The organism is Microbacterium sp. HM-570, assembly GCF_054165885.1.
Window position 1 is genome coordinate 1,971,984 of sequence record NZ_CM135111.1, and the last position, 16,799, is coordinate 1,988,782.

Annotated in this window: 14 protein-coding genes; 7 read left to right on the forward strand and 7 right to left on the reverse strand. The window is 67.8% G+C overall.

Annotated features, from left to right (window positions below; genetic code table 11):
* Nucleotides 1-2 precede the first annotated feature (2 nt).
* Both purQ and purS read right to left on the reverse strand, forming a co-directional pair.
* Entirely contained in the window at nucleotides 3-710 is a 708-nt protein-coding gene (purQ, locus tag ACT9TC_RS09370) for a phosphoribosylformylglycinamidine synthase subunit PurQ (RefSeq protein ID WP_458040261.1), read from the reverse strand.
* The gene (gene purS / locus ACT9TC_RS09375) at nucleotides 707-1,015 is read right to left on the reverse strand and encodes a phosphoribosylformylglycinamidine synthase subunit PurS (RefSeq protein ID WP_458040262.1); all 309 of its coding nucleotides are present in this window, start codon (nucleotides 1,013-1,015) and stop codon (nucleotides 707-709) included. The genes purQ and purS overlap by 4 nt, the downstream gene beginning before the upstream one ends.
* Before the next feature lie 253 nt (nucleotides 1,016-1,268).
* Here purS and ACT9TC_RS09380 point away from each other — a divergent pair, with 253 nt between their 5' ends.
* The 5 genes from ACT9TC_RS09380 to ACT9TC_RS09400 all read left to right on the forward strand — a co-directional run bounded on the left by ACT9TC_RS09380 (nucleotide 1,269) and on the right by ACT9TC_RS09400 (nucleotide 7,157).
* Nucleotides 1,269-2,543 (forward strand): ABC transporter substrate-binding protein, encoded by a 1,275-nt coding sequence (locus ACT9TC_RS09380; protein ID WP_458040263.1) that lies wholly within the window; start codon nucleotides 1,269-1,271, stop codon nucleotides 2,541-2,543.
* A gap of 101 nt (nucleotides 2,544-2,644) precedes the next feature.
* The gene (locus tag ACT9TC_RS09385) at nucleotides 2,645-3,685 is read left to right on the forward strand and encodes a carbohydrate ABC transporter permease (protein WP_458040264.1); all 1,041 of its coding nucleotides are present in this window, start codon (nucleotides 2,645-2,647) and stop codon (nucleotides 3,683-3,685) included.
* The gene (locus ACT9TC_RS09390; RefSeq protein ID WP_458040265.1) at nucleotides 3,682-4,599 is read left to right on the forward strand and encodes a carbohydrate ABC transporter permease; all 918 of its coding nucleotides are present in this window, start codon (nucleotides 3,682-3,684) and stop codon (nucleotides 4,597-4,599) included. The genes ACT9TC_RS09385 and ACT9TC_RS09390 overlap by 4 nt, the downstream gene beginning before the upstream one ends.
* Nucleotides 4,600-4,633: 34 nt before the next feature.
* Nucleotides 4,634-6,091: a GH1 family beta-glucosidase gene (locus ACT9TC_RS09395; RefSeq protein WP_458042907.1), complete on the forward strand. Its 1,458-nt coding sequence runs from the start codon at nucleotides 4,634-4,636 to the stop codon at nucleotides 6,089-6,091.
* 22 nt (nucleotides 6,092-6,113) lie between these two features.
* Nucleotides 6,114-7,157 (forward strand): LacI family DNA-binding transcriptional regulator, encoded by a 1,044-nt coding sequence (locus tag ACT9TC_RS09400; RefSeq protein ID WP_458040266.1) that lies wholly within the window; start codon nucleotides 6,114-6,116, stop codon nucleotides 7,155-7,157.
* Between the two features lie 42 nt (nucleotides 7,158-7,199).
* On the opposite strand, the gene ACT9TC_RS09405 is transcribed toward ACT9TC_RS09400, so the two are convergent.
* Nucleotides 7,200-8,126, reverse strand: a complete 927-nt coding sequence (locus tag ACT9TC_RS09405) for a phosphoribosylaminoimidazolesuccinocarboxamide synthase (protein ID WP_458040267.1) — start codon at nucleotides 8,124-8,126, stop codon at nucleotides 7,200-7,202.
* Between the two features lie 37 nt (nucleotides 8,127-8,163).
* Nucleotides 8,164-9,450, reverse strand: coding sequence for a phosphoribosylamine--glycine ligase (gene purD, locus ACT9TC_RS09410; protein WP_458040268.1), 1,287 nt, complete (start codon nucleotides 9,448-9,450; stop codon nucleotides 8,164-8,166).
* 188 nt (nucleotides 9,451-9,638) lie between these two features.
* Here purD and ACT9TC_RS09415 point away from each other — a divergent pair, with 188 nt between their 5' ends.
* Entirely contained in the window at nucleotides 9,639-9,995 is a 357-nt protein-coding gene (locus tag ACT9TC_RS09415; RefSeq protein ID WP_458040269.1) for a sterol carrier family protein, read from the forward strand.
* Between the two features lie 30 nt (nucleotides 9,996-10,025).
* Here the strand turns inward: ACT9TC_RS09415 and ACT9TC_RS09420 are convergent, their stop codons facing one another.
* From ACT9TC_RS09420 to ACT9TC_RS09430, 3 genes are all read right to left on the reverse strand, one after another.
* The gene (locus ACT9TC_RS09420; RefSeq protein ID WP_458040270.1) at nucleotides 10,026-10,835 is read right to left on the reverse strand and encodes a heme ABC transporter ATP-binding protein; all 810 of its coding nucleotides are present in this window, start codon (nucleotides 10,833-10,835) and stop codon (nucleotides 10,026-10,028) included.
* Nucleotides 10,832-11,848: a FecCD family ABC transporter permease gene (locus ACT9TC_RS09425; RefSeq protein ID WP_458042908.1), complete on the reverse strand. Its 1,017-nt coding sequence runs from the start codon at nucleotides 11,846-11,848 to the stop codon at nucleotides 10,832-10,834. Before ACT9TC_RS09425 ends, ACT9TC_RS09420 begins: the two co-directional genes overlap by 4 nt.
* A 116-nt stretch (nucleotides 11,849-11,964) precedes the next feature.
* On the reverse strand, nucleotides 11,965-13,083 hold the full coding sequence (locus tag ACT9TC_RS09430; protein ID WP_458040271.1) for a heme/hemin ABC transporter substrate-binding protein: 1,119 nt from the start codon (nucleotides 13,081-13,083) through the stop codon (nucleotides 11,965-11,967).
* Between the two features lie 171 nt (nucleotides 13,084-13,254).
* Between ACT9TC_RS09430 and ACT9TC_RS09435 the strand changes: the two genes are divergently transcribed.
* Entirely contained in the window at nucleotides 13,255-16,791 is a 3,537-nt protein-coding gene (locus ACT9TC_RS09435) for an HtaA domain-containing protein (RefSeq protein WP_458040272.1), read from the forward strand.
* Nucleotides 16,792-16,799 lie beyond the last annotated feature (8 nt).

Below are 16,799 nucleotides of genomic sequence, written 5' to 3' on the forward strand. Positions count from 1 at the left end.
GGTCAGGCGTTTTGCAGAACGGCCTCTATGGCACTGGCGAAGAAGATGCGTCCGTCTTCGCCCGAGCGCATCGCGACCGACGTGTCCGGCCCGAAGCCCGGTTCGACGGCGTGCTCGGGGTGCGGCATCAGGCCGACGACGTTGCCGCGGGCGTTCGTCACGCCGGCGATGTCGCGCAGCGAGCCGTTCGGGTTCACTCCGACGTAGCGGAATGCGACCTGCCCTTCGCCTTCGATGCGGTCGAGCGTCTCGTCGTCGGCGATGTAGCCGCCGTCCGCGTTCTTCAGCGGGATGACGATCTCTTGAGCCGGCTGGAACCCGTTGGTCCACGCGGTGTCGGTGTTCTCCACGCGCAGCCGCTGGTCGCGACGGATGAACTGCTGGTGGGCATTGCGGATGAGTCCGCCCGGCAGCAGGTGTGCCTCGACGAGCATCTGGAAGCCGTTGCAGATACCGAGCACCGGCATCCCCTTGTCGGCCGCGTCGCGGATGTCGGTCATGATCGGCGCGCGCGCGGCGATTGCACCGGCGCGCAGGTAGTCGCCGTAGCTGAACCCGCCCGGCAGAATGATCGCGTCGACGCCGTGGAGGTCGTGATCGCCGTGCCAGAGCGCGACCGGCTCGCCGCCCGCGAGGCGCACCGCGCGGCGGGCGTCGGAGTCGTCGAGGGATCCCGGGAAGGTGACGACCCCGATGCGGGGGAGGCTCACTCGCCGACCGTGCCTTCTACGACCGTGCCTTCTGCGCGCGTGCTTTCTGCGCGCGTGCTTTCGACGACCGAGATCTCGACGACGTCCTCGATGACCGAGTTCGAGAGGATCTCGTCGGCGATGCGGCGTGCGGTCGCGAGAACGTCCTCGGTGACCTCGCCGTCGACGGTGAGTTCGAAACGCTTACCCATGCGGACAGCGCTGAAATCTTCGACCCCGAGACGCGAAAGCGCGCCCGTGACGGCTTTTCCCTGCGGGTCGAGCAGCTCTGCCTTGGGCATGACGTCGACGACGATGGTGGGCATGTGACGGCTCCGACTGTGGGGGGCGGGGGTGCCCGACCAGTCTAGGGGCGGTCGCATCCGCGGTCCGATTGAAGCATTCGATTGCCCGTGATCCAATCGTGATAAACGATATGGGAGCGCTCTCTTGATATTCATGGGACCGCTCCCATAGTTTTGGCTCACCCCGATGGGAGCGATCCCACGGAAGGCATGTCGACGGGAACGAGCCCGGCGTCACAGCAATACACATCGACCACATCACGAAGGAGTGACCGTGAATTCACGCGCCGTGCGCAGGGCTGCAACGATCGTCGCCGCCGTATCCGCTTCCGCTATCGTCCTTGCCGGCTGTTCCGGCGGAGGGAGCGATTCGCCTTCGGGGGGATCCGACGAGGAGATCACCCTCACGATCGCCACGTTCAACAACTTTGGCTACACGGACGAGTTCCTCCAGAAGTACGAGGACGAGAACCCGGGCATCACGATCGTCCACAACAAGGCCGCTGAGTCCGGCGACGCCCGCAAGAACTTCTTCCAGAAGCTCGGCAAGGATGGCCTCGCCGACATCGAGGCCGTCGAGGTCGACTGGCTGTCCGAGGCCATGCAGTACTCCGACCTGCTCGCCCCGGTTCCCGACGACCTCAAGGGTCGCTGGATCGATTGGAAGGAAGCCGCCGCGACCGATCCCGACGGCAACCTGATCGGCTACGGCACCGACATCGGCCCGCAGGCGATCTGCTACCGGGCTGACCTGTTCGAGGCTGCCGGCCTGCCGAGCGACCCGACCGAGGTCGCCGCGCTGTTCGACGGCGGTTGGGACACCTATTTCGACGTCGCCGACCAGTACAAGGCGGCCACGGGCAAGACGATGATCGACTCGGCCAATTCGGTGCTTCAGGGCATCGTGAACCAGATGGAGTACACGTACGACAAGCCCGACGGCACCGTCATCGCGACGACGAACCCCGAAATCGAGGACGCTTACACCTCCGTCGTCGAGCGAGCCATCCCGAACGCCGCCTACTCGTCCCAGTGGGGCGATGACTGGATCGCGTCGTTCCAGAACGACGAGTTCGCCACGGTCCTCTGCCCCGGCTGGATGCAGGGCATCATCGAGGGTTACGCACCCGATGTCACGACCTGGAACATCGCCAATGTCTTCCCGAACGGTGGCGGTAACTGGGGGGGTTCGTACCTGACTGTCCCGGCGAACGGTAAGAACGTCGAGGCGGCCCAGGAGCTGGCCGCCTGGCTTTCCGCTCCCGAGCAGCAGGTCGACGCGTTCCTGAACGTCAGCGCGTTCCCGAGCCAGACAGAGGCATACAGCGACACCAAGCTGACGGACCACACGAACGCGTACTTCAACGGAGCGAAGACCGGCGAGATCGGTGCCGACCGCGCCGAGGCCGTGACGGTCCGTCCGTACAAGAGCGCGAACTACTTCAAGTACCACGACGGTCTGCAGAACGCGGTCAACCGCGTCTTCGACGGAACCGAGGACGCGACCAGCTCGTGGAACACGTGGGTCACAGAGGTCGAAGCGTTCTGATGGTCTGAGTGATGCGGGCCGCGCCCAGCGGTGCGGCCCGCATCACTCGTTTTCCGTGACCGCTACCCCCTGCCACCGAGACCGAAGATACGGAGTCCCACGTGACCGCGACCGAGACCCGGCCCCGGGCGACGCCCCATCCCCGCCCCGAGCGGCAGGATCCCCCGAAGACGAAACTTCCGTTCCGGAGCAAGCTGACGCGGTGGGACCACAAGTACTCGCCCTACGTCTATATCGCGCCGTTCTTCATCCTCTTCGCGATCATCGGACTGTTTCCGATCATCTTCACGGCGGTGATCTCGTTTCAGGAATGGGACCTGGTCCGTAACTCTGGAACGTTCATCGGGTTCGAGCAGTACGCGTGGATCCTGAACGATCCGAAGTTCTGGACCGCGCTGCGCAACACCTTCAGCATCTTCTTGCTCTCGACGATCCCGCAGTTGGCCCTGGCGATCTTCATCGCGGCGATGCTCGACCGCAACATCCGCGGCAAAACCTTCTGGCGCATGAGCGTTCTGCTCCCGTATGTCATGGCGCCGGTCGCGGTGGCCCTGATCTTCAGCAACATGTTCGGCGACAACTACGGGCTCGTGAACGGCTTCCTGACCGACATCGGTCTTGCGCCCGTCCCCTGGCACAAGGATCCGTTCTGGAGCCACATCGCGATCGCGACCATGGTCAACTTCCGCTGGACCGGTTACAACGCCCTCATCCTGCTGGCCGCCATGCAGGCGGTGCCGCGCGAGTACTACGAGGCCGCGACCGTCGACGGTGCGAACGCCTTCCGCCAGTTCGTCAGCATCACGCTGCCGTCGCTGCGCCCGACGCTCATCTTCGTCGTCATCACGTCGACCATCGGCGGGCTCCAGATCTTCGACGAGCCGCGCATGTTCGACAACACGGGCGAGGGCGGTCCGGCGCAGCAATGGCTCACGATCACGCTGTACCTCTACAACATCGGTTGGGGCGAGTTCAACTTCGGCCGTGCGGCGGCGCTCGCGTGGATCCTGTTCGTCATCATCCTGGCCATCGGCCTTCTGAATCTGCTCATCACGCGACGGCTCGTGCGTGACGACGGGGGTGGTCGCGGCGTCGTACGCAACCGCAGGAGCCGCCGTGGCCGCAAGGGAGACGCATCGTGAGCGCTATCAGCACCCCGCCCCTGGCAGTCGTCGAAGAGAACCTCCCCAACGCGCGCCAGCGTCGTCGGGGCGAGAAGACGACCAAGATCCGCGGCATCCGCGCGGGAGTGTGGGTCTACATCGGTCTGGGCGTCGTCGTGGCCTCGGCGATCTTCCCGTATTACTGGTCGTTCCTCATCGGGTCGGGCACCGCCTCGACGATCAACGACCCGAACATGTCGTGGATCCCGGGCGGCAACTTCATCAGTAACGCACTGTCGGTCGTCGGCGATCCCGCCGTCAACTTCTGGGTCGCGCTCTGGAACTCGATCTTCAGTTCGACACTCATCGCGTCGTCCGTCGTGGTGTTCTCGACCCTCGCCGGCTGGGCGTTCGCGAAACTCCGCTTCCGCGGCGGAAAGTGGTTGCTGGCGTTCGTGGTTGCGACGATGGCGGTGCCGATGCAGCTCGGGGTCGTTCCGCTCTACATCCTGTTCGCCGATCTCGGCTGGACCGGCAACATCGGTGCGGTCATCGTCCCAGCGCTGACAAGCGCGTTCGGCGTCTTCTGGATGACGCAGTATCTCAGCCAGACCGTGCCCGACGAGCTCATCGAGGCCGCTCGCGTGGACGGCGCATCGATGCTGCGCACGTTCTGGACAGTCGGTGTCGTGGCTGCTCGACCGGCCGCCGCCATGCTCTTCCTCTTCACGTTCGTCGGCGCCTGGAATCAGTTTTTCTGGCCGTTCATCGTCCTCGACCGGCAGAGCCCGACGTTGCCCGTCGCGCTATCGCTGCTACAGGGCAACTATTTCGTCGACTATTCGATCGTCCTCGCCGGTGTGCTCCTCGCGACCATTCCGCTCCTGTTGCTCTTCGCTTTCGCCGGCAAGCAGCTCGTCAGCGGCATCATGGCCGGAGCAGTGAAGGGCTAGCATGAGCACCGATATCAGGAGGGCCCCCATGAGCATGACTGAGAGCACCGAGCGTTCGTTTCCCCCCGAGTTCCTCTTCGGGGCTGCGACCGCGGCTTATCAGATCGAAGGCGCTGCACACGAGGGTGGCCGCCGGGACTCGATCTGGGATGCCTTCTCGCGGGTCCCCGGGGCCGTCATCAATGCCGATAACGGCGACGTCGCGTGCGATCACTATCACCTGTACCGCGACGACGTCGCGCTGATGAAGTCGATGGGGCTGCAGACGTACCGCTTCTCGACATCGTGGTCGCGCGTTCGTCCCGACGGCGGGGCGTTGAATCCCGAGGGAGTGGACTTCTACAAGCGCCTGGTCGACGAGCTGTTGGGCGCCGACATCCTGCCGTGGCTGACCCTCTACCACTGGGACCTGCCGCAGGCGCTCGAGGAGCGTGGCGGATGGACCAACCGCGACACGGCCGACCGGTTCACCGAGTACGCGCTCGACATGCACGACGCCCTCGGTGATCGCGTGAATGTCTGGACCACGCTGAACGAGCCGTGGTGCTCGTCGTTCCTCAGCTACACGGCGGGAATTCACGCGCCCGGTCACTACAGCAAGACCGAGGGCATGCTGGCGGCGCATCACCTGCTGCTCGGTCACGGACAGACCGTGCGTGAGTTGCGGGCGCGGGATGCCTCCCTGAACCTCGGTGTCACGCTGAACCTCACGGTGGCCGATCCCGTCGACCCCACCGACCCGGCAGACCTTGACGCCGCGCGGCGCATCGACGGTCAGTTCAACCGGTGGTTCCTCGATCCGATCTTCCGCGGCACCTATCCGCAGGACATCTTCGACGAGATCGCCGACGATGCTCTGCGGGCGGCCATCTTGCCCGGCGATCTCGAGACGATCTCCACGCACATCGACACGCTGGGTGTGAACTACTACCACGGCGAGCTCGTCGGGGGTCGCCGTCCCGTCATCCCACCGACACCGGGGGATGCGCCGACCGACCGCCGGAGCGCTTCGCCCTTCCCGTCATCCGAGAACATCTACTGGCACGAGCGCGGGTTGCCGCGCACTCCGATGAACTGGGAGGTGCAGCCCGAGGGTTTGACGCGACTGCTCGTGCGCGTCTGGGAGGACTACGCAGAACCGGCCGGCACCTCGCTCTTCGTGACGGAGAACGGCGCCGCCTATAACGACGAAGCAGTGAACGAGGACGGCGTGGTGCGCGTGCACGACGATGAACGCGTCTCGTTCGTGCGCGCTCATCTGGGCGCGACGCTCGACGCGATCGAGGCGGGCGTCGACGTGCGCGGATACTTCTACTGGTCGTTGCTCGACAATTTCGAGTGGGCGTGGGGCTATGAGAAGCGTTTCGGTATCGTGCGCGTCGACTATGAGACTCAGGTGCGGTCGATCAAGGACAGCGGCCGGGAGTACTCTCGGATCATCGCGGAGCGCACGCTCGATGACGCTGCGAAGCAGGTCGACGCGGTCGATTAGGTCCCGCGCAGGAAGGCATGACATGGCCGACATCGGGACTCGCTCTTCGCAGGGAACTGCCACGATCGAAGAGGTCGCGGCGGCGGCAGGCGTCTCGCGGTCCACGGTCTCCCGGGTCGTGAACGGGTCGACCTCGGTCAGCCCGGCCGCGCTCGAGGCCGTCAACCGCGCGATCTCGAAACTGAATTACGTGCCCAATCGCGCCGCACGTTCTTTGGCGACCCGGCAGACCCACGCGATCGCGCTGGTCGTACCGGAAGAGACAACACGCTTCTTCGGGGACCCGTTCTTCGCCGCCATCGTCTTGGGCATCAACAATCGCGTCAATAAGTCCGACTACGTGCTCAACCTGTTCATCGCCAGCGACGACCCCGGCGATAAGACCACCAGCTACCTGCGCAGCGGCAGCGTCGACGGCGCGATCATCGTGTCGCACCACACGAGTGACACGTTCATCGACCGCATCGCGACGGCCGTTCCCGTCGTCTTCGGCGGTCGTCCCGTGCGTGCCCGCGAACGGGATTATTACGTCGACGTCGATAACGTGCGCGGTGGCCAGGAGGTTACCGAGTTCCTCATCGGTCGCGGGTACCGCCGGATCAGTATGATCTCGGGACCCCTGACCATGCCTGCCGGTGTGGACCGGCTCGAGGGGTTCCGTCAGGCGCTCGATGCCGCCGGTCTGGAGCCGGGGCCCGTCGAGGATGGAAATTTCACGGCGGACGGCGGTGCCCGCGCGATGGAGCGCATCCTCGAGGCACCCGAGCGCCCCGACGCGCTGTTCATCGCGAGTGACCTGATGGCGCGTGGTGCGCTCGCCGTGCTGGGACGTGCAGGCATCCGGGTTCCGGAAGACATCGCGATCGTCGGGTTCGATGACTCCCCGGTGGCCACGACTGTTTCGCCGCATCTGACGACGATGCGTCAGCCGTCGTTCACACAGGGAGAGCGCATGGCGGATGTACTCCTCGACCTGCTCGCCGATCGGGATCCGCCCCGGGTCACGATGTTGAACACGGAGCTCATCATCCGCGACTCGGTTCTTCCGGCGGGTCCCGGTCGGTGAGGCTGGGGCTGCCGCCCGGCGCGGGGCTTTAGCGGGAAGCGGTCACGTGGTCAGTCGCGAGAGCAGCTCGCGATATCGACCCGCGGTGCGCACCACGATCTCGTCGGGCAGCTCCGGCGGTTCGCCGGTGCGGTCCCAGTGTGCCGCCAGCCAGTCGCGCACGATCTGCTTGTCGAAGCTCGCCATCCGCTCGTCGGGTGTACCCCCACGCGCCCACGCCTCGGCATCCCAGTAGCGGGACGAGTCGCTCGTCAGTACCTCATCGGCCAGGCGCAGAACCCCCTGCTCGTCGGTGCCGAACTCGAACTTGGTATCGGCGAGGATCAGGCCGTGTGCGGCCGCGCGGCGGGCGGCGCGCTCGTAGATCTCGAGGGATGCGTCCCGCAGGGCGTGGGCGGCCTGCTCGCCGACCAGCTCGACGGTGCGCTCGAAGCTGATGTTCTCGTCGTGCTCGCCGAGCTCGGCCTTGAACGCGGGCGTGAAAATCGGTTCGGGGAGGCGGTCGCCGTTCTCGAGCCCCGCGGGCAGCGGGATGCCGCAGATCGTCCCCGCGGCTTGGTACTCGACCCACCCGGAGCCCGTCAGGTACCCGCGTACGACGCACTCGATCGGCAGCATGTCGAGGCGGCGCACCAGCATGGCCCGCCCCGCAACCTCGGCCGGGATGAGCCGCACGGGTTCGTCGTCGTCCGACAGGGCCGAGTCGGGGGCGAGGTGGTTCGGGACCGCCGGACCGCCGTCGCCGCCCTCCAGCAGATCGAACCACCACATGCTCAGTGTCGTGAGCAGCTCACCCTTGTCGGGAATCCCCGGCGACAACACGTGGTCGAAGGCACTCACACGATCGGATGCAACGACCAGCATCCGTTCTGCGCTGACACCATCCGGGGTGTCGGCCGGAACATACAGGTCCCGAACCTTTCCGGAGTAGACGTGGCGCCAGCCGGGAAGATCAGAGGAGGGGGTCACGCGACCATTATCCCGAAGACGCGGTGGCGGCGCGGGCTCAGCGCTCGATGACCCCGGCGGCGATGTCGGTGCGGTGCTGCGAACCTTCGAGCGCGATCAGGTCGACGGCCTCGTAGGCGCGCTTGCGGGCCTCGGCGAATGTCGTCCCGAGAGCGACGACATCGACGACACGGCCCCCGGATGCGATCAGTCCGCCTCCGTCGTTTCCCGCTTCTGACAAGGCTGTGGCTGCGTGGGCGAGGTGCACGCCCTCGACGGATGCCGCTGCATCCAGCCCACCGATGGGCCGACCGGTCACGGGCGCTGCCGGGTAGCCCTCGCTCGCAACCACCACGGTGACGGCGACCGCCTCGGCGAAGGCCGGCTGGGCGACGTCCTCGAGGGTGCCCGAGGCCGCGGACATCAGCAGCTCGGAGAGCGGGCTCACGAGTCGGGGCAGCACGACCTGGGTCTCGGGGTCGCCGAAGCGCGCGTTGAACTCGATCACGCGCACACCGCCGTCGGTCACGATGAGCCCGGCGTAGAGCAGTCCGATGAACGGAGTGCCCTCGGCATCCAGATGCTTGACGACCGGGAGAGCGACTTCGCGCGTGATGAGCTCGACGAACTCCGCTTCGCCCCCGAATCGCTCGGTCAGCCAGGGGAGAGGGGAGTACGCGCCCATACCGCCCGTGTTGGGGCCCGCGTCTCCGTCGAGCGCGCGCTTGTAGTCCTGCGCGGGGCTGAGCGCACGCACGGTGTCGCCGTCCGAGATGAAGAAGAGTGAGACCTCGGGGCCGGACAGGTGCTCTTCGACCAGCACGGCGCCCTGCGAGAGGTATGACTCGGCGTGCGCGAGGGCGGCCGCCCGGTCCTCGGTGACCAGCACACCCTTGCCCGCCGCGAGGCCGTCGGCCTTCACGACATACGGTGCGCCGAAGGCGTCGAGGGCGTCGCCGACCTCGTCCGGCGTCCGCGCGTGCAGTGCCCGCCCCGTGGGAACACCCGCCGCCTCCATGACGCGCTTGGCGAAAGCCTTCGAGCTCTCGAGCTGCGCTGCAGCCTTGCCGGGGCCGAACACGGGGATCCCCCGCTCGCGCAAGGCGTCGGCGACGCCCGCGACGAGGGGAGCCTCGGGGCCGATCACAACCAGGTCGATGGCCTCGTCGTTGGCGAAGTCGGTGACGGCGCCCGGGTCGACGGAATCGAGGGCGACGATCGTGGCGTCGCGGGCGATACCGGCGTTGCCCGGGGCGGCGAAGATCTCATGCCCGGCCCCCTCGGACTGCAGGGACAGGATGATGGCGTGCTCGCGGGCACCGGAACCGAGGACGAGGATACGCACGCCTCCAGCCTACCGACGTGCCGCCTGGCACTGTTGTGGGCGGGACTGTGACGTCGGGCTTCTCGAGGATCCCGCGTTCGGAATTCAGTCTCCGCGTGGTGGCGTCGGTAGCGCGCCGCGAAAATTCGGGACCCGGCCGGGCCTAGCCATCCCGCGAGACTGAATTGCGAACGGGCTACCGTGGAGACATGCCGCGCGCCATCACCACCGAGGCCGGCCGAGCCGCGCTCGCCGCGGTGCGCGCCGCCGAAACTCCCGCCCGCACCGACCTCGCCACCGCGGTCCGCTACCTGCTGCAGTTGCTCACCGAGAAGGCGCCCGGCAACACGGTCGAGGTCCGGATCCCGCCGTTCGGCGCCGTGCAGGTCGTGCAGGGCCCGCGGCACACGCGCGGCACTCCCCCCAATGTGGTGGAGACGGATGCCGCGACCTGGATCGCCCTCGCAACCGGAGCCGAGACGTGGTCCGCCGCGGTGGCGTCCGGCCGGGTGCACGCCTCCGGCAGCCGGGCGGACCTCGCGAACCTGTTGCCCCTCAACCCCTGACCGCAGAGCCCGAGGCCCGCCGCAGGTGGATCAGCGCCGCGGAACGACCAGCGGCACCCCGGTGACCGGATGTGGAAACACATCCACCGCCTGTCGATAGACAGCGGCGATCCGATCCGCCGTGAGTACCTCTGCCGCCGATCCCGTGGCCACCACGCGCCCCGCGTCGAGGAGCGTCACGCGGTCGGCAAGCGCCAGCGCGGCGTTCAGGTCGTGCAGCACGATCGCGACGGCGTCCCCCGCGCGAGCGCGGTCGCGCACGACCCGCAGCACGTCTTCCTGGTGTTTGAGGTCGAGTGCCGCAGTCGGCTCGTCGAGCAACAGGATGCCCGTGCTCTGCGCGAGCACACGTGCCAGCGCGACGCGGGCACGTTCGCCGCCCGAGAGCGAGGTGACGGTGCGGTCGGCGAGCACCGCGATCTCGGTCACACGCATGGCCTCCGCCACGCGCGCGTCGTCGTCGTCTTCCTGGGGGGTCCGCGCCCAGGGCGCCCGGCCCATCCGCACGACCTCGATGACCGAGAACGGAAAGCTCACCGCGTTCTGTTGCAACAGCACGGCTCGAAGGCGGGCGAGGTCGCGCGGTCGGTGCCCCCGCAGCTCCACCCCGTCGAGGTGCACGGTGCCCGCGACCGGCGACACATCGCCCGCGAGCACGCCGAACAACGTCGACTTGCCCGCCCCGTTCGGGCCGACCAGGGCATGTACCTCGCCTGCCCGCACGTCGATCGCCGCGTCGTCGAGAATCGGCACCTCGTCGAGAATGGGCCGGGCCGAGGCATCCGGCATCACGCGGATTCCGGATGCGACGATCCGCTGCGGGCCCGCGAGCCCCGTCATCCCCAACCTCCGGCGCGCTTGCGCGTTCGCACCAGCAACCACAGGAAGAAGGGCCCGCCGACGAGGGAGGTGATCATGCCGATGGGCAGATCCGCGAGGGGCACAGCGGTCCGCGCGACGAGGTCTGCGAGGGCGAGGAGGAGCGCGCCGCCGAGCGCACTCGTGATCACGAGCGGCAGGTGAGCGGGCCCGATCGCCATGCGCATGAGGTGCGGGACGACCAGTCCCACGAAGCCGATGATGCCCGCGAAGGCGACCGCGGCGCAGACCAGCAGGGCGACGGTGATGATGACCCCGATGCGGAGCAGCTCGACATGAACGCCGAGGTGGCGGGCGGTGCGCTCGCCGAGGGCGAAGAGGTCGAGACGGCGCGCGACACCGATGCCGATCGCGATGCCGACCACGATGAGGGGAACGATGAGCGCGATGTTCTGCCACAGCGCCCCGTTCAGGCTGCCGAGCTGCCAGAACACGATCTGCTCGCCGGTCGAGGTCGTGCCGATGAACGTCAGGAACGCCAGGCCCGCACCGGCGATCGCGTTGATCGCGATCCCGGTCAGCAACAGCGTGACGACCTCCGTTCGGCCGCCGGACCGGCTGATCAGGTAGACCGAGAACACCGCGACCAGTCCGCCCGCGAACGCCCACGCGGGTGTCGTCCACAGCCCGAACATGGTGAGGCCGAAGGTCAGGCTCGCGGCGGCTCCGAGGGCGGCCCCGGACGAAACCCCGACCACCGCCGCGTCGGCCAGGGGATTGCCGAAGATCGCCTGCATCAAGACTCCCGAGACCGCGAGCGCGGCGCCGACGAGCAAGCCCATGACGATACGGGGCAGCCGGATGTCGAGCAGCACGCCGGTCGCGGTCGGAGCATCCGGCGCCCAGGCGTTGTCGATCCCGACCGCACGCAGCAGGATGCCCACGACCTCGGTCGGCGACACAGCGAACTGACCCGCGCCCAGCGAAAAGACGACGGTCACGATCAGCGCGACGGCGAGGCACAACGTCATCATCACGAACCGCGGGCGGCGGTTGCGGGCGAGCGTCGGCAGCACCACCTCCGCGCTCGAAACCACCTCCGCGCTCGAAGGAACCGAGCGCAGAGATTCTGCGCTCGCGGCACGATTTCTCACGGGGCAGCGCTCGGGGTTGTCTCGGCGGGTGCGGGGGAGTCGGCTGGCGCGTAGACGGCGCGGGCGAGGGCGCGGATGATCTGGGCACTGCGTGGGCCGAAGCTCAGGATCTCGGTGTCGGCCATATCCACGACACGGCGGTGCTGGCCGGCGGGGGTCTGTGCGAGTGCCGGGATCCGCTCGATGAGGCCATCGATCCCGCCGACCGAGGCGAGGCCGTCCGTCATCATCACGAGCACGTCGGGTTGTGCCGCGACCAGGGCTTCGGCGGTCATGGGCTTCATGCCCTCCCAGCCGATTTCGGAGGCGACGTCGACGCCACCGACCGCCTCGATCAGGGAGTCGGCTCCCGAGTCTCGACCGAAGATGTAGTAGACGTTCGCGTTGCCGCGGACGTAGAGGAACAGCATGCGTGCCCGGTCGGCCGGGTCTGTCGGGGTGATCGCTGCGATCTCGGCACGCGCATCCTCAACCTCGGTGTCGAGGCGGTCGATCAGGTTCGCGCCGCGGGACGGCACGCCGAGCGCTACGGCGATCTCGTTCACCAGGTCGTCAACGGTGTCGACGCGGCGCTCCGACGAGACGACGACCACGGGTATGCCGGCCTCACGCAGTTGCTGTCGCACCTCTTTGGGGCCGATCGAGGTGTCGGTGAGCACGATGGTGGGAGCAATTTCGAGGATCGCCTCGGCATTCAGGGTGTGCCCGCTCTTCGTGACGACGGGCAGATCCTCGGTTCCGGCGAACGCTGTCGAGAGGTCGCGTCCGACCACGTTCCCGCCCAGCCCGAGGCCGAACACGGTGGCCGCGATCGTGCCCGAAATATCGATCGGGAGGATGCGGCTGACGTCGGTGATCTCGACCTCGCGGCCCTCGGCGTCCATGACGGTGACCGGGAGGTCGGGTGCGGCGTCGTCGTCGACCGGGGTGACACCGCGAGTCGATAGGCACGCGGTGTCACCCCCCGTCGTCGCGCGAACGTCGTCGACGAGGTCGAGTGATGCGAGGGGGGCGTCGGCATGCACGCAGGTGGCGGATGCCTCGGCTCCCGCCACGGCGCAGCCCGAGAGGGTGCACATCGCGGCGACGAGGAAGAGGGCGAGAGTGCGTTGCATTAGGACAGGCTAACCTAAATGTTGACGAATCCAGAGGTCATGCCCTACCGTCGAAAAGGCAAACAAGTTAGCTAAGCCTAACCTCATGCATCCCGACCATCCGGCATCTCCGGCGATCTCGTTCGCGTGCGACCGAGCGCCGCTATGCGTGTCTTTCGGAGACCCATCATCGTGACCGCAGCACCCTCGATCACCCCCATTCGCAGCATCCTCGCCGCCGTCCTGGCCCTCATATTGGTCGCCGCCGGCGTGGTGGGAGCCGTGCCCGCACGCGCTCTCGACGGCGCGGTGATTTCGGGGACCGTGACGTCGGCCTCCGAGGGATCCGGGCTGACGGTGTCCGTCGAGGCATCCGGCCTCGGCACAGCTACGCAGGCCTACGCGGCGCTGATCGTGAAGGGCACCGAGTCGCAGATCAGCGGCTCGGGCGGCTACGCCGCGTTCGCGATGCCGTTCCCCTCGATCGTCGACGGAGCGACATCCTTCGCCCTGACCGCGGCACCGGGCTCGCTCGATCGCACCCAGACCTACGAGGTGCTCATCTGGCAGGTCCATTCGGCCGCCGACTCGGCGACGATCTACGCGCGCAGCGACGTCGCGATCACCTCTACGCAGTGGGATGCGGTCTTCCCGCCCGCTGAGCCCGAGCCGGAGCCGACGACGGAGCCCACCACGGAGCCGACCGCCGAGCCCACGACCGAGCCGACGACGGAGCCGACCGCAGAACCCACCGCCGAGCCCACGGAACCTCCGGCATCCGCTCCCGAACTCTCGGTGTTTCTCGCCGATGGCGTGACGCCCGTCGCTGACACGGTGGTTCGCGCGGGCGACACCCTCGTGGTGCGCGGCACGGGATACGACCCGACCGCGAACGTCGGCGGCCGCGGCGCGCCGATCCCGAACACGCTGCCGCAAGGCACCTACGTCGTCTTCGGACACTTCGCCGAGTCTTGGCAGCCCTCGCAGGGCGCCGCGAGCAGTACCCGCAAGGTCGGATCGCAGAAGTGGGCGCTCGCCGAAGTGGTGCTGAACCAGGTTCCGAGTAACTACCAGGCCGCGGTTCGCGCACAGTGGGCGTCGATCGAATCGGATGGTTCTTTCGAGACGACCCTCACCGTCACCGAACCGAGCGCCCTCGTTGAAGGAGGTCGCTACGGCGTCTACACCTACGGTGCGGGCGGTGTGAACAACGCGGCCCAGGAGCGCGAGGTTCTCGTCGATGTCATGTCGGCGCCGTCGCTGTCCGTCTATCTCGAAGACGGCGTGACGCCCCTGGGTGAGAACACCGTGGAGTTCGGTGACACACTCGTCGTCGAGGGCTCCGGATACGACCCGTCCGCGAACGTCGGCGGCCGTGGAGTGCCGATCCCGAACACCCTGCCGCAGGGCACCTACGTCGTGTTCGGCAGCTTCGCCGAAGAGTGGCAGCCGTCCGAGGGCGCCTCGAGTGCAACACGCAAGGCGACCTCGCAGAAGTGGGCGCTCGCCGAGAGCGTGCTCGACCAGGTGCCGTCGCAGTACCAGTCGGTGATCCGTGCGCAGTGGGCGCCGATCGCATCGGATGGCTCGTTCCGCACGACCGTCACGGTGACCGAGCCCGCGACACCGCCCGAGGGCGGTCGGTACGGGGTCTACACCTACGCGGCAGGCGGCGTAACGAACGCCGAGCAGGAGCTCAGCGTTCCCGTGACGCTGACGCCGCCGCCCTCGATCGACGTGACCGTGCCCGAGGTGTCTCAGGCCGATGGCGCCTCGATCCGTGTGCTCGGTTCGGACTTCGCCGATATCGCCGGCGCCTACGCGGCGGTCATCGAGAAGGGCGCGGAGTCCTCCGTCACCGGCAGCGGCGGGTACGTCGCGTTCGGTTATTGGATGACGCCGGGTGCGATCACCGGCGGGGCGTTCGACAAGACGATCGTCGCTCCGACAGAGAAGCTCGACCGCACGAAGCAGTACGAGGTCATCGTCTGGCAGGGGCACACCACTCCGACCGACGAGACGATCTACGCACGAGCGGATGTCTCGATCAGCCCGTCGCAGTGGGACATCCTGTTCCCCGGCACGGTGCCCGAAGAGCCCGAGGTCCCGTCGACTCCGGTCGATCCGGCCGCCCCCGCCCAGCTCGTCGAGGGCGGCCAGCTCAGCTGGGGCATTTCGGCGCGGTTCATGACCTACATCACGGGCACCGCGAACGGCAGCGTCACCGTTTCGGGAGGCGCGACCCGCTCGGGCGGTCTCTTCCAGTTCGGCCAGGCGGCTGGTTCGACCTACGATCCGGTGACCGGACTCGGAAACGTGTCTTACGCCGGCGCTGTGCGGTTCACGGGCCACGGGGGCATCCTCGACGTCTCGCTCGCGAACCCCGAGTTCCGCTTCACGTCGCCCGCTTCGGCGCAGCTGTGGGTCACGAACGGCGGCACCCGCCTGCACCTCGGAAACGTCGGGGTCGGCACGGCTGCCCGCAGCGTCTCGGGCTCGGCGGTGACGTTCACGAACGCGGCCGTCTCGCTGACCTCGGCGGGGAGCGCCCTGTTCCAGGGCGCGTACACGAGCCTTGACCCGGTCACCTTCAGGATCGGATCAGCGGCGGCGGCGCCCTCGGGTTCGACCGGCACAGTCGCCACGGCGGGCGCTGCCACACAGTCGGTGGCACGCACCATTCCGACCACGCCCCCGGCGACCACCGGCATCGTGCTCGACGCCGACACGCTCGCCGCCCTCTCGTCGGGCGCAGCGGTCACGGTCCAGGCGGACGGCTTCGCCGCGGGCGAGACCGGCATTGCCGTGGTGGTCTATTCGACGCCGACCGTGTTGGCGACGAATCTCGTGGCGGATGCATCCGGTGTCGCGACCTGGACCGGTTCGCTCCCCGCAACCCTCCCCGATGGCGAGCACACCCTGACCTTCCAGGGTTCGGTCTCCCGCGGCGTCGCCTTCACCCTGGCGCGGGCCGAGGCCCTCGGCGCGTGTGTGGTCGAGGACGCCTCGATGCGATGGGGATTCAAGGAGTCGTTCCGCACCTACATCGAGGGCATCGCGGCGGGCGGGTGGGAGCTCGACGGCGTCGCCTACGACTACCCCGACTTCGTCTGGGCGGCTGGCGCGGGATCGCTCGACACCGAATCCGGCGCGAGTGCCGTCACGGGAGTCGTCGACTTCGGGGGCACGATCCGATTCACGGGCCACGACGGCGCGCTCGACACGTCGCTCACCGCCGCGCGCATCGAGTTCGCGGGTGATGTCGGCTACGTCGTCTTCGACATCACGGGTACGACCCAGTCGGGCGAGCCGATCGCGATGACCGGCGTTCGGTTCGCCGAGTTCGACGTGCCAGCGGATGCCGTGGGCACCGACTCGATCGTGCTCGACGGGGTCGCGGTGACGCTGACCGCCGCCGGTGCGACGGCTTTCGGCAGCTACCCCGAGGGTGAACAGCTCGACCCGTTGACCCTTGAGATTCCCCTGGCGGCAGACTGTGGTGTGGCAGCCGTTGCCGCACCGATCGATGACGACGAGCCGCTCGCGGCGCCCGAGACGGATGCCTCGGCGACCACGGATCCGCTCCCGGTCTGGCCCTGGGTCGCCGGGGGAATCGGGCTGGCGCTGATCGTCGCCCTCGCCGTCACGATCGTCGTTCGTCGCCGTCGCGCGGTGGACGCAGCCTCAGCCGATGCGGTCGCCCACGACCAGGCCGGACCGTCCGTGTAGGTGCGACA